This is a genomic window from Pseudomonas sp. S3_A03 (assembly GCF_054668275.1).
This window is the reverse complement of sequence record NZ_CP162753.1, coordinates 1873278-1886516: the sequence shown is the minus strand read 5'-3', so window position 1 is coordinate 1886516 and position 13239 is coordinate 1873278. Positions and strand designations below refer to the sequence as shown.

The following is a 13239-nucleotide window of genomic DNA, read 5'->3' as shown; positions in this document are numbered from 1 at the left end:
CAAAACCGCAGAGGTAGCCGTCATGACCCAACCCGCACGTCGCCAACCCTTCGCCTTGAGTGTGTTGCTCGGTGCCATCCTGTTATCCGGCCAAACCATGGCGGCCGTGACCGACCAGGACATCCTCCAGGACCCGAAAACCCCCGGGCAGATCGTCACCAACGGCCTTGGCGTGCAGGGCCAGCGTTATAGCCCGCTCGATACGCTCAACGTGGACAACGTCAAGGAGCTGCGCCCGGTCTGGGCATTTTCGTTTGGTGGCGAGAAACAGCGCGGGCAGCAGGCGCAGCCGATGGTCAAGGACGGGGTCATGTACCTCACCGGTTCCTACTCGCGGGTGTTCGCGGTGGACGCGCGCACCGGCAAGAAGCTCTGGCAATACGATGCGCGCCTGCCCGATGACATCCGCCCCTGCTGTGACGTGATCAACCGTGGCGTGGCGCTGTATGGCGACCTGGTGTTCTTCGGCACCCTCGACGCCAAGCTGGTGGCCCTGAACAAAGACACCGGCAAAGTGGTGTGGAGCAAGAAAGTCGCCGACCACAAGGAAGGCTACTCGATCAGCGCCGCGCCGCTGGTGATCAACGGCAAACTGATCACCGGCGTGGCCGGGGGCGAGTTCGGTGTGGTGGGCAAGATCGAGGCCTACGACCCGAAAAACGGCGACCTGTTGTGGAGCCGTCCGACCGTCGAAGGCCATATGGGTTACGTCTACAAGGACGGCAAGGCCGTGGAAAACGGTATCTCCGGTGGCGAGGCGGGCAAGACCTGGCCCGGCGACCTGTGGAAGACCGGCGGCGCAGCACCGTGGCTGGGCGGCTACTACGACCCGGAAACCAACCTGCTGTTGTTCGGCACCGGCAACCCGGCGCCGTGGAACTCGCACCTGCGCCCTGGCGACAACCTCTATTCGTCGTCGCGCCTGGCGCTGAACCCGGACGACGGCACCATCAAGTGGCACTTTCAGAGCACGCCCCACGACGGTTGGGACTATGACGGCGTCAACGAGCTGATCTCCTTCAACTACACCGACGGCGGCAAGGAAATCAAAGCGGCGGCGACCGCTGACCGTAACGGCTTCTTCTATGTGCTCGACCGCACCAACGGCAAGTTCATCCGTGGCTTCCCGTTTGTCGACAAGATCACCTGGGCCACCGGCCTGGATAAGAACGGCCGGCCGATCTACAACGAAGCCAGCCGCCCCGGCGCGCCGGGCAGTGAAACCAAGGGCACCTCGGTGTTTGTCGCGCCGGCGTTCCTCGGCGCGAAGAACTGGATGCCGATGGCCTACAACCGCGACACCGGGCTGTTCTATGTGCCGTCCAACGAATGGGGCATGGATATCTGGAACGAAGGCATTGCCTACAAGAAAGGCGCGGCGTTCCTTGGCGCAGGTTTCACCATCAAGCCGCTGAACGAAGACTATATCGGCGTGCTGCGCGCCATCGACCCTAAAACCGGCAAGGAAGTCTGGCGCCACAAGAACTTCGCGCCGCTGTGGGGCGGGGTGCTCACCACCAAGGGCAACCTGGTGTTCACCGGCACGCCGGAAGGGTTCCTGCAGGCGTTCAACGCCAAGACCGGTGAGAAGGTCTGGGAATTCCAGACCGGTTCCGGCGTGCTCGGCTCGCCTGTGACCTGGGAAATGGACGGCGAACAGTACGTGTCGGTGCTCTCCGGCTGGGGCGGCGCGGTGCCGTTGTGGGGCGGCGAGGTGGCCAAGCGGGTCAAGGACTTCAACCAGGGCGGCATGCTCTGGACGTTCAAATTGCCTAAAGAGCTGGTCGCCAAGCACTAAATCTACGACCAAATAACAAGAGCCCCCCCTGCCAACGGCGCATTCGCCCGGCGGCGGGGGCTCTTACTATCGGGTCATCGCCTGTTGACCGACAGGCCCGGACCCAGACAGAGGCTTCAACATGATCTACGCACAACCTGGTACCCCTGGCGCTATCGTCAGCTTCAAATCGCGCTACGGCAATTTCATCGGCGGCGAGTTCGTTGCGCCGCTCAGTGGTGAGTACTTCACCAATTCCTCGCCGGTCACCGGTGAAGTCATCGCCGAGTTCCCGCGTTCCAACGCCGCCGACATCGACAAGGCCCTGGATGCCGCGCACGCCGCCGCCGACGCCTGGGGCAAGACCTCGGCCCAGGACCGTTCCCTGGTGCTGCTGAAAATCGCCGACCGCATCGAGCAACACCTCGAAGTGCTGGCCGTGAGCGAGACCTGGGACAACGGCAAGGCCGTGCGCGAAACCCTCAACGCCGACGTACCCCTGGCTGCCGACCACTTCCGCTACTTCGCCGGTTGCATCCGCGCCCAGGAAGGCGGCGCCGCCGAGATCAACGAACTGACCACGGCCTATCATTTCCACGAGCCGCTGGGCGTGGTCGGGCAGATCATTCCGTGGAACTTCCCGCTGCTGATGGCCGCCTGGAAACTCGCCCCGGCCCTGGCCGCCGGTAACTGCATCGTGCTCAAGCCGGCCGAGCAGACGCCGCTGTCGATCATGGTGTTTGCCGAGCTGATCGCCGATCTGCTGCCACCGGGCGTGCTGAACATCGTGCAGGGCTTTGGCCGCGAGGCGGGAGAGGCGCTAGCCACCAGCAAGCGCATCGCCAAGATCGCCTTTACCGGCTCCACCCCGGTGGGCGCGCACATCATGCATTGCGCGGCCGAAAACATTATTCCGTCCACGGTGGAGCTGGGCGGCAAATCGCCGAACATCTTCTTTGAAGACATCATGAACGCCGAGCCTGCGTTCATTGAAAAAGCCGCCGAAGGCCTGGTGCTGGCATTTTTCAACCAGGGCGAAGTGTGCACCTGCCCGTCGCGGGCGCTGGTGCAGGAGTCGATCTACGAGCCGTTCATGGCCGAAGTGATGAAGAAGATCGTCAAGATCAAGCGCGGCAACCCGCTGGACACCGAGACCATGGTCGGCGCCCAGGCGTCCGAGCAGCAATACGACAAGATCCTCTCGTACCTCAAGATCGCCCAGGAAGAGGGCGCGGTGCTGCTCACCGGCGGCGCGGCCGAGCGTTTGGATGGCGACCTGGCCAGCGGGTATTACATCCAGCCGACGCTGCTCAAGGGCCACAACAAGATGCGCGTGTTCCAGGAGGAAATCTTCGGCCCAGTGGTGGGTGTGACCACCTTCAAGGACGAAGCCGAGGCCCTGGCGATTGCCAACGACAGCGAGTTCGGCCTGGGCGCCGGTTTGTGGACCCGCGACATCAACCGCGCCTATCGCATGGGCCGGGCGATCAAGGCCGGGCGTGTGTGGACCAACTGCTACCACCTGTACCCGGCGCACGCGGCATTTGGCGGGTACAAGAAATCGGGCGTGGGGCGTGAGAACCACAAGATGATGCTCGATCACTACCAGCAGACCAAGAACCTGCTGGTGAGCTACGACATCAATCCGCTGGGGTTCTTCTGACCCCCTGATTGCAACGCGGTCCCCTGTGGGAGGGGGCTTGCTCCCGATAGCAGTGGGTCAGTGACATGAATGTTGACTGACCCACCGCCATCGGGAGCAAGCCCCCTCCCACATTTTGTCCTGGGTACATTCGCGACTATTGCAGTGCATTCACTCCTTCGAAAGTAGCATTCGCACACCCATCCCCCCATGCATTAATGCCTCTACCGGAATCTTCCGGCATAACAAGAGGACTACCCCATGTGGACTAAACCGACCTACACCGACCTGCGTATCGGCTTTGAAGTGACCATGTACTTCGCCAGCCGCTGATCGCGGGCGCCGCACGGAGGATGCCTCTTTGGTCTGATTGCATTCGCGGCCGGATCGGTTAGTGTGGAGCGCATCTTCCAAAATAATAAAAACAGGCTTTCCAATGAGCCCCAACTTGAGCCTCCTGCGTAAATTCGTCTCGCCTGAAATCATCTTTGGCGCCGGCTGCCGGCATAACGTGGGCAATTACGCCAAGACCTTCGGCGCGCGCAAGGTGCTGGTGGTCAGCGACCCCGGCGTGATCGCCGCCGGCTGGGTGGCGGACGTGGAAGCCAGCCTGCAAGCCATCGGCATCGACTACTGCCTGTACAGCGCCGTGTCGCCCAACCCCCGCGTCGAAGAAGTGATGCAGGGCGCCGAGGTGTACCGCGAACACCATTGCGACGTGATCGTGGCCATCGGCGGCGGCAGCCCCATGGACTGCGCCAAGGCCATCGGCATTGTGGTCGCTCACGGGCGCAGCATCCTCGAATTCGAAGGGGTGGACACCATTCGCGTGCCCAGCCCGCCGCTGATTCTCATCCCCACCACCGCCGGTACGTCGGCGGATGTGTCGCAGTTCGTGATCATTTCCAACCAGCAGGAGCGCATGAAGTTCTCCATCGTCAGCAAGGCGGTGGTGCCGGATGTGTCGCTGATCGACCCGGAAACCACGGCCAGCATGGACCCGTTCCTGTCGGCCTGTACCGGTATCGATGCGCTGGTGCATGCCATCGAAGCGTTCGTGTCCACCGGCCATGGCCCATTGACCGACCCCCATGCGCTGGAAGCGATGCGCCTGATCAACGGCAACCTGGTGCAGATGATCGCCAACCCCAGCGACATTGCCCTGCGTGAAAAAATCATGCTCGGCAGCATGCAGGCGGGCCTGGCGTTTTCCAATGCGATTCTCGGCGCGGTACACGCCATGTCCCACAGCCTCGGCGGCTTCCTCGACCTGCCTCACGGGTTGTGTAACGCGGTGCTGGTGGAACATGTGGTGGCGTTCAACTACAACTCGGCGCCAGAGCGCTTCAAGGTGATCGCCGAGACCTTCGGCATCGACTGCCGGGGCCTTAACCATCGGCAGATCTGCGCGCGGCTGGTGGAGCACCTGATCGCGTTGAAGCACGCGATCGGCTTCCACGAAACCCTCGGCCTGCATGGGGTGCGCGTGGCGGATATTCCGTTCTTGTCCGAGCATGCGATGGACGACCCGTGCATCCTTACCAACCCACGTGAGTCGAGCCAGCGTGACGTCGAGGTCGTGTATGGCGAAGCGCTCTGACGAGCAGCAACGCGCCCTCGCCGGGCTGCTGGGGCTGGGTGACCAGTCGGCGCGCAAGAGCCACTACCCGGAGCTGACGGCGCGCCTGGATGAGTTGGAGGACGAGCGCAGGCGCTACATCCGCCTGAACGACGAGCTGGAGCAGCGCGTGGCCGCGCGCACCGACGAGCTGCTGGAAGCCAACCACAACCTGCAACAGCAGATCGCCCAGCGCGAACAGGTCGAGCAAGCCCTGCGCGACGCCCGCGATGCCGCCCAGGCGGCCAACCGCAGCAAGGACAAATACCTCGCCGCCGCCAGCCATGACCTGCTGCAACCGCTCAATGCCGCGCGGCTGCTGATTGCCACGTTGCGTGAACGTAACCTGCCCAGCGTCGAGCAGGTGCTGGTGGAACGCACCCACCAGGCCCTGGAAGGCGCGGAAGATCTGCTCACCGACTTGCTCGACATTTCGCGGCTGGACCAAGCGGCGGTCAAGCCGGACGTGGCCCTGTATCGGCTGGATGAAGTGTTTGCGCCGCTGGTCTCGGAGTTTCAATCGGTGGCCCAGGCCGCCGGCCTCAACCTGCGGGTGCGCATGGGGCACTACGCGGTGCATACCGACCTGCGCCTGCTCACGCGGATCCTGCGTAATTTCCTCAGCAATGCCTGCCGCTACACCGATGAAGGCTGCATCCTGCTCGGCGCACGCCGCCGTGGTGATTACCTGCGCCTGGAGGTGTGGGACACCGGGCGCGGCATTGCGGCCGACCGGCTGGAGGCGATCTTCCTTGAGTTCAACCAACTGGACGTGGGCCGCGCCGCCGACCGCAAAGGGGTGGGGCTGGGCCTGGCGATTGTCGAGCGTATCGCCGAGGTGCTCGGTTATAGCATCGCCGTGCGTTCGTGGCCGGGGCGGGGCTCGCTGTTCAGCATCGAAGTGCCGCTGAGCGCCCAGATGCCAGCGGCGATCAGCCAGTTGCCGGTGCAACCGACCACGGGCAACCCGCTGCCGGGCCGGCGCTTGCTGGTGATCGATAACGAAACCAGCATCCTGGAGAGCATGCGTGCGTTGCTCGGCCAGTGGGGCTGCGAGGTCGTCATCGCCACCGACCAGGCCGGCGCGTTGCTGGCGTTGCAGGGCAGGGCGCCGGAGCTGATCCTGGCGGACTATCACCTGGACCACGGCGTACTGGGCTGCCAGGTGGTGCGGCAGTTGCGCGAGCATTTCGCGCAGAAGATCCCGGCGGTGATCATCACCGCGGACCGCACCGACCAGTGCCGCCGTGCGCTGCGGCGGTTGGATGCGCCGCTGTTGAACAAGCCGGTCAAACCTGGAAAGTTGCGGGCGGTGTTGAGTCAGTTATTGGGCTAGCCCATTGACACCTGTCAACACGCGGCGCGGCGCTTTGCCTCATGCTCAAGGCTTGATTTAGAGCCCTGGAGCACCCCATGAGCGCGGCACATTTCAAATTACCGTTGGGCCTGGTGGTCGCCGTACTGGTGATGACCGGTGTGCTGCTGTTGCCGCTGCCCGCCGACTTGCCGGTAGCGGGGCAGCGGATGCTGGCGATCCTCGCGTTTGCGGTGGTGGTGTGGATTACCGAAGCGGTGTCCTATGAGGCCAGCGCGATCATGATCACCTCGCTCATGGCGTTTTTGCTCGGTACCGCGCCGTCGCTGCAAGACCCCGCGCACCTGATCGGCAGCAGCCCGGCGATCAGCATGGCCCTCACCGGGTTTTCCAACCCGGCGCTGGCGCTGGTGGCGGGCGCGTTGTTTATCGCCGCCGCGATGACCCACACCGGCCTGGACCGGCGCATCGCCCTGGTTACCTTGAGCCGCGTCGGCACCAGCACCCGGCGCATTCTGCTGGGGGCGATTGCGGTGACTATTCTGCTCAGCCTGGTGGTGCCCAGCGCCACTGCGCGCAGCGCCTGTGTGGTGCCGATCATGATGGGCGTGATTGCCGCGTTCGGCGTCGATAAACGCTCGAACATCGCCGCCGGGATCATGATCGTGGTGGCCCAGGGCACCAGCCTCTGGAACGTCGGCATCCAGACCGCCGCCGCGCAGAACCTGCTGACCGTGGGCTTCATGGACAAAATGCTCGGCCAGCGCGTGTCGTGGATCGACTGGCTGATCGCCGGTGCGCCGTGGGCGCTGATCATGTCGGCGGTGTTGCTGTTTCTGGTGCTCAAGTTGCTGCCTCCCGAAACCGACAGCATCCCCGGTGGCAAGGAGGCGGTGGCGCAGTCCCTGGTCGATATCGGCCCCATGACCGGCCCACAGAAACGCCTGCTGAGCGTGTCGGTCTTGCTGCTGCTGGCCTGGGCCACGGAAGGGCGCCTGCACGCGTTCGACACCACCTCGACCACCTACGCCGGGTTGGTATTCCTGCTGTTGCCGGGTATCGGCGTGATGACCTGGAAGGATGTGCAGTCGCGGATTCCGTGGGGCACGGTGATTGTGTTCGGCGTGGGGATCAGCCTCGGTACGGCGTTGCTGACCACCCAGGCCGGGCAGTGGCTGGGTTCTGCCGTCGTGGCCCACACCGGGCTGGATCAGGTGGGGCCGTTGGGGGTGTTTGCGATTCTGGGGGCGTTTTTGATCGTGATTCACCTGGGGTTTGCCAGCGCCACGGCGTTGACCTCGGCGTTGCTGCCGATATTGATTGCGGTACTGCAGACCTTGCCGGGGGATTTCAGCCGGTTGGGGATGACCATGCTGTTGGGGTTTGTGATGAGCTACGGGTTTATCCTGCCGATCAATGCGCCGCAGAACATGGTGTGCTTGGGCACCGGCACGTTCACGGCGCGCCAGTTTGCCAAGGTGGGCATCCTGGTGACGCTGATCGGGTACGGGCTGATGCTGGTGTTTGCCGCGACCTACTGGAGTTGGCTCGGTTGGATCTGATTGCTCTTCTGAATGCACAAGAGATCTGAATGTGGGGCTTGTTCCCAATGAGGAAGTGTCAGTGGATGCATCTGTTGCTGACCCACTGCCGTCGGGAGCAAGCCCCCTCCCACATTTTTGACCGTGCCCGCTTCAGCCGTTAATTCCCCGCCAACATGACAAGATGAACTCCATTCAGGTTTACTACTCCCTGAATAACGCCCCCGCGATCCCAACCGCCGGCTCATCCAGGTCATTGAATGGACAAATACACCCCCCACACCTGGGAACCCCACGAGCGCCCGAGCCTGCCGGGTTCGCCGTCGACACCGTTGCACCCCACGCACAAGCGTTGGCTGTTCGCACTGGTGGGCGTGCTGGTCGCCATCACCGGTGGCCTGGGTAACGCCCTGGTCATCGCCAACCTGCAATACCTGCAAGGCGCCCTCGGCGCGACCACGGCGGAAATGGCCTGGCTGCCCGCCGCTTATGTGATGACCAACGTTTGCATGAACCTGCTGCTGGTGAAGTTTCGCCAACAGTTCGGCCTGCGCGCGTTTACCGAGGTGTTCCTGGTGTTGTATGCGCTGGTGACCTTCGGCCATTTGTTCGTCAACGACCTCAGTTCAGCCATCGCGGTGCGTGCGGCGCATGGGATGGTGGGGGCGGCGCTGAGTTCGTTGGGCTTGTACTACATGATCCAGGCGTTCCCGGCGAAGTGGCGCTTGAAGTCGCTGGTGCTGGGCCTGGGCACGGCGCAACTGGCGTTGCCGCTGGCGCGGCTGTTCTCCGAAGACCTGCTGCAAATCGCCGAATGGCGGGGCCTGTACCTGTTCGAGCTGGGCCTGGCGCTGATCTGCCTCGGCTGCGTGTTCCTGCTCAAGCTGCCGCCTGGCGATCGTTTCAAGACCTTTGAAAAACTCGACTTTCTCACCTTCGCCATTCTCGCCAGCGGCGTCGCGCTGCTCTGCGCGGTGCTGTCCCTGGGGCGTATCGACTGGTGGCTGGAAGCGCCGTGGATCGGCGTCGCCTCGGCCTGTTCGCTGGTGTTGATCATGGCCGGCCTGGCCATCGAACATAACCGCGCCAACCCGATGTTGATGACCCGCTGGCTGGGCAGCGGCACCATGATTCGCCTGGCGCTGGCAGTGATCCTGATTCGCATGGTGCTGTCCGAGCAGTCCACCGGTGCGGTGGGCTTCATGCAGATGCTGAACATGAGTTACCAGCAGATGCACACCCTGTACGTGGTGATGCTGGCCGGGGCAATCAGCGGGTTGGTGGTCAGCGCGTTAACCATCAACCCGGCCCACTTGTTGATGCCGCTGGTGATTTCCCTGGCGCTGATGGCAACCGGCTCGGTAATGGACAGCTTTTCCAGCAACCTGACCCGCCCCGAGAATCTGTACGTCAGCCAGTTCCTGCTGGGCTTTGGCGGCACGTTCTTCCTGGGGCCGACCATGGTGCTGGGCACCAAAAACGTATTGGCCAACCCGCGCAACCTGGTGAGCTTTTCGGTGATGTTCGGCATTTGCCAGAACCTCGGCGGGCTGATTGGCGCAGCGTTGCTCGGCACCTTCCAGGTGGTGCGCGAGAAGTACCATTCCAGCATGATCGTCGAACACCTGAGCCTGATTGACCCGCGTGTGGCCGCACGGGTGCAGAGCGGCGGTTCGGCTTATGGCGGTCTTGTCGCCGACCCGGAACTGCGCAACCTCATGGGCATTCGCAGCCTGGCCACGGCGGCTACCCGTGAGGCAAACGTCATGGCTTACAACGATGTCTTTATGCTGATCGCGATTATCGCGATGCTGACCATGACCTGGATCTTTATCCGCAGTCTGTGGTTGATGAGCACCACCAAAACGGCCACTCCCGTTCAACCCAGCGGCGCGACTTCATGACCGAACCCACGACCACGACCACCAATGCCATCGCCTCCACCCCGGAAGGCACTACGCCGCCGGGCGCCACCGTTACCGAGCCGCGTTCGTTGCGGGTGCGCATACTCTCGTCCCTGGGCTTTGCCGCGATTGCCGTGGTGGGGGTGTTGATTGTGCTTTACGCCTGGCAGTTGCCGCCGTTCAGCAGCGCCGTGGAAACCACCGAAAACGCGCTGGTGCGCGGGCAGGTGACGATCATTGGTCCGCAGCTCAGTGGCTATGTATTTGAAGTGCCGGTGCAGGACTTTCAGTACGTCAAGGCCGGCGATTTGCTGGTGCGTCTGGACGACCGTATCTACAAGCAGCGCCTGGACCAGGCCCTGGCACAGTTGGCGGTGCAGAAGGCCGCCTTGGCCAATGTGGTGCAGCAACGTAACAGCGCCGAAGCGACCATCAAGCTGCGCCAGGCGGCATTGGCGGACAGCCAGGCCCAGGCGCGCAAAAGCACCGCCGACCTGCGCCGCAACGAAGAGCTGATCAGCGACGGGTCGGTGTCCCGGCGCGAGCTGGACGTGACCCGTGCCGCCCATGCGCAAACCCTCGCCGCCGTGACGCAAGCCCAGGCCAGCCTGGAAATTGCCCGGCAGGACCTGCAAACGGTGATCGTCAATCGCGGCTCCCTGGAAGCGGCGGTCGCGAGTGCCGATGCGGCGGTGGAGTTGGCGCGGATCGACCTGTCCAACACGCGCATTACCGCGCCGCGTGACGGTCAATTGGGGCAGATCGGTGTGCGCCTGGGGGCCTACGTCAATTCCGGCGCGCAGTTGATGGCGCTGGTGCCCAAGCAGTTGTGGGTGATCGCGAACATGAAAGAGACCCAGATGGACAACGTGCAGGTCGGCCAACCGGTGACCTTCACCGTGGATGCGCTGAACCACCGCAAATTCCACGGCACGGTGCAGCATATTTCCCCGGCCACCGGGTCCGAGTTCAGCCTGTTGCAGGCGGACAATGCCACCGGCAACTTTGTGAAGATCGCTCAGCGCGTGCCGGTGCGGATTATGGTGGATCCCGACCAGGTTGAGAGTGAGCGGCTGCGGCCGGGGTTATCGGTGGTGGTGAGCATTGATACGGCGGGGCGCCTGAAAAACAGCCCGCCCTGACATCCCTGACACAACACAAATCAAAATGTGGGAGGGAGCAAACCCCCTCCCACAGTTGGAATGTATTTCAAGGTGAAATCGAGGTGGGTTGATTGGCCTTGCTCTAGCAGTTTCAGGCCCGGTTTGCCCGGCAGGTGATGAGCATTCACCGGATGACTCACCGGCTCGATGCAAAAGAACCCCAGCCCCGGCGGGCAGTACAGCAGGAAGTAATCGGCGCCGCTGGCCTGGCATTCCAGGGCGTAACCCAGCTCGGGCTGTTCAATGCGGCAATGCCCGTCCCACTGGCAAAAGCCGTTGTCCACGAGACCTTCGGGCAGCGCCTTCAATAGCTGAAAATCCCATTCGGGCGGCACTGGCGCCAAGCCTGTCGGCAACTTCGTGGTATCACTCGACCACACCTGTGCCGCCGAGGCCTGCAATCGTGTGTCCGGCCGGCGCGGGAAGTAGGGATGCAACCCCAGCCCGTACCACGCGGCTTTTTCCGCCAGGTGGGTGACGCGCAATTCGATACTCAGCTCCCCATTGTTCAACCCAATCCGTTGCTCGGCGCGATAGGTAAACGGTGTCTCGCACCGCACCTCAAGCACCACTTCATTCGCCGTTTGGCTGACCACCTGCCACGCCTGCTGCCAGGCCGAGCCGTGAATCGGAAACGGATCGGTGGCGCTGTTGGGCGTCAGCGCCAGCCAGCCGTCGGGATTGTCGAACCCTTCTTTTGCAATGCGGTTGGACCAGGGCGCCAAGGGGTAACAGCCCAGCTTGCCGGGCAGGCCGATGTTCAATGCCTGCTGGTCGTTATGCCGCAACAACGGCTGGCCCGTGGCGCGTGCGGTCCAGTTGACGAGGCTGCCGCCGATGGCGGGGGCGAGGGTGAGGTGTGTGAGTTGATCGCTGATTTCGATGAGGTTTGAAGGCATGGTCTTTCGCCGGATGAAGGGGGACGGTCGCAGGGGCAAATTGTGGGAGGGAGCAAGCCCCCTCCCACATTTGATCTGCTTTGTGCTTGAGAGCGGGTTTACAGCACCACACTCGGCAGCCACAGCGACAAGGCCGGGATGTAGGTCACGGCTATCAGGATCAGGAACAGCACCGCGTAAAACGGCAGCAGCGCCTTCACGGTTTTCTCGATCGTGGTTTTGCCCACTGCCGCGCCGACGAACAGCACCGCGCCCACCGGCGGGGTGATTAGGCCGATGCCGAGGTTCACCAGCATGATCATGCCGAAGTGCACCGGGTCGACGCCGATACCCAGCACCACCGGCAACAGGATCGGCGTGAGGATCAGGATCAGCGGCGCCATGTCCATCACCGTGCCGAGCAACAGCAGCATGACGTTGATGCACATCAGGATCACGTAGCGGTTGTCCGACAGGGTCAGGAACAGCGTGGTGATCTTCGCCGGGATCTGCATCAGGGTCATGATGTAGCCGAAGCTGGCGGCGAAGGCGATCAGGATCATCACGATGGAAATGGTGCGCACCGTGCGGTGCATCAGCTTGGGCAGTTCGTTCCACTTATAGTCGCGGTAGATAAACATGGTCACGAAGAACGCCCACAACACGGCAATCGCGGCCGATTCAGTGGCGGTGAAGATCCCTGAGAGGATACCGCCCAGAATGATCACCATGGCCATCAGGCCCCAGAGTGCATCGGCGGCGATTTTCAGCGCCTGCTTGAGGGGGATGACTTCGCCTTTGGGGTAGTCGCGTTTTTTCGCGAAGATCAGGCACAGCACCATCAGGCACGCGCTCATCAACAGGCCCGGGACCACGCCGGCCATGAACAGCGAGGCGATGGACACCGTGCCGCCGGCCGCCAGGGAGTAGAGCACCGAGTTGTGGCTGGGCGGCGTCAACAGCGCCTGCACCGAGCCGCTGACGGTCACGGCGGTCGCGAACTCACGCGGGTAGCCACGCCGTTCCATTTCCGGGATCAGCACCGAGCCGACCGAGGCGGTATCCGCCACCGACGAGCCCGAGATGGCGCCAAAAAAGGTCGAGGCCACGATATTCACCAGGGACAGGCCACCGCGCACGAAGCCCACCAGCACCCCGGCAAACGCCACCAGGCGCCGCGACATGCCGCCCTCGGCCATGATCGCCCCGGCCAGCACAAAGAACGGGATCGCCATCAGCGAAAACTTGTTCACGCCGCCGGCCACCTGAATCATCAGGGCCTGGAAGGGGATGTCGATCCACCATGCGCCAATCAGCGCTGACAAGCCCAGGGCGTAGGCCACCGGCATGCCGATCAGGATCAAGGCGATAAAGCTGCCCAACAGAACTAAAGCATCCATT

10 protein-coding genes are annotated in these 13239 nt (G+C 63.0%); 8 read left to right on the top strand and 2 right to left on the bottom strand.

Features of this window, described 5'->3' with window-relative positions; translation table 11 throughout:
* Positions 1 to 22: 22 nt before the first annotated feature.
* The 8 genes from AB4O25_RS08405 (at position 23) to AB4O25_RS08370 (ending at position 10939) form a co-directional block, all read left to right on the top strand.
* Positions 23 to 1798 (top strand): PQQ-dependent methanol/ethanol family dehydrogenase, encoded by a 1776-nt coding sequence (locus AB4O25_RS08405; RefSeq protein WP_017527059.1) that lies wholly within the window; start codon positions 23 to 25, stop codon positions 1796 to 1798.
* A 121-nt stretch (positions 1799 to 1919) separates the two neighbouring features.
* Entirely contained in the window at positions 1920 to 3440 is a 1521-nt protein-coding gene (exaC, locus tag AB4O25_RS08400) for an acetaldehyde dehydrogenase ExaC (protein WP_017527060.1), read from the top strand.
* 240 nt (positions 3441 to 3680) lie between these two features.
* Positions 3681 to 3752, top strand: a complete 72-nt coding sequence (pqqA, locus tag AB4O25_RS08395) for a pyrroloquinoline quinone precursor peptide PqqA (protein WP_074750225.1) — start codon at positions 3681 to 3683, stop codon at positions 3750 to 3752.
* A 103-nt stretch (positions 3753 to 3855) separates the two neighbouring features.
* A complete protein-coding gene (ercA, locus tag AB4O25_RS08390; protein ID WP_017527061.1) occupies positions 3856 to 5019 on the top strand; it encodes an alcohol dehydrogenase-like regulatory protein ErcA in 1164 nt (387 codons plus the stop codon).
* A complete protein-coding gene (locus AB4O25_RS08385; RefSeq protein ID WP_065877533.1) occupies positions 5003 to 6373 on the top strand; it encodes an ATP-binding response regulator in 1371 nt (456 codons plus the stop codon). The genes ercA and AB4O25_RS08385 overlap by 17 nt, the downstream gene beginning before the upstream one ends.
* A 77-nt stretch (positions 6374 to 6450) precedes the next feature.
* The gene (locus AB4O25_RS08380; RefSeq protein WP_460150752.1) at positions 6451 to 7914 is read left to right on the top strand and encodes a DASS family sodium-coupled anion symporter; all 1464 of its coding nucleotides are present in this window, start codon (positions 6451 to 6453) and stop codon (positions 7912 to 7914) included.
* Between the two features lie 239 nt (positions 7915 to 8153).
* Complete coding sequence (locus AB4O25_RS08375; RefSeq protein WP_017527064.1) at positions 8154 to 9797, top strand: MFS transporter; 1644 nt, start codon at positions 8154 to 8156, stop codon at positions 9795 to 9797.
* Complete coding sequence (locus AB4O25_RS08370) at positions 9794 to 10939, top strand: HlyD family secretion protein (protein WP_065877529.1); 1146 nt, start codon at positions 9794 to 9796, stop codon at positions 10937 to 10939. The genes AB4O25_RS08375 and AB4O25_RS08370 overlap by 4 nt, the downstream gene beginning before the upstream one ends.
* A gap of 20 nt (positions 10940 to 10959) precedes the next feature.
* Here the strand turns inward: AB4O25_RS08370 and AB4O25_RS08365 are convergent, their stop codons facing one another.
* Both AB4O25_RS08365 and AB4O25_RS08360 read right to left on the bottom strand, forming a co-directional pair.
* Positions 10960 to 11859, bottom strand: a complete 900-nt coding sequence (locus AB4O25_RS08365; RefSeq protein ID WP_460150751.1) for an aldose 1-epimerase — start codon at positions 11857 to 11859, stop codon at positions 10960 to 10962.
* A gap of 98 nt (positions 11860 to 11957) precedes the next feature.
* Complete coding sequence (locus AB4O25_RS08360; RefSeq protein WP_017527067.1) at positions 11958 to 13238, bottom strand: TRAP transporter large permease; 1281 nt, start codon at positions 13236 to 13238, stop codon at positions 11958 to 11960.
* Position 13239: the final 1 nt, after the last annotated feature.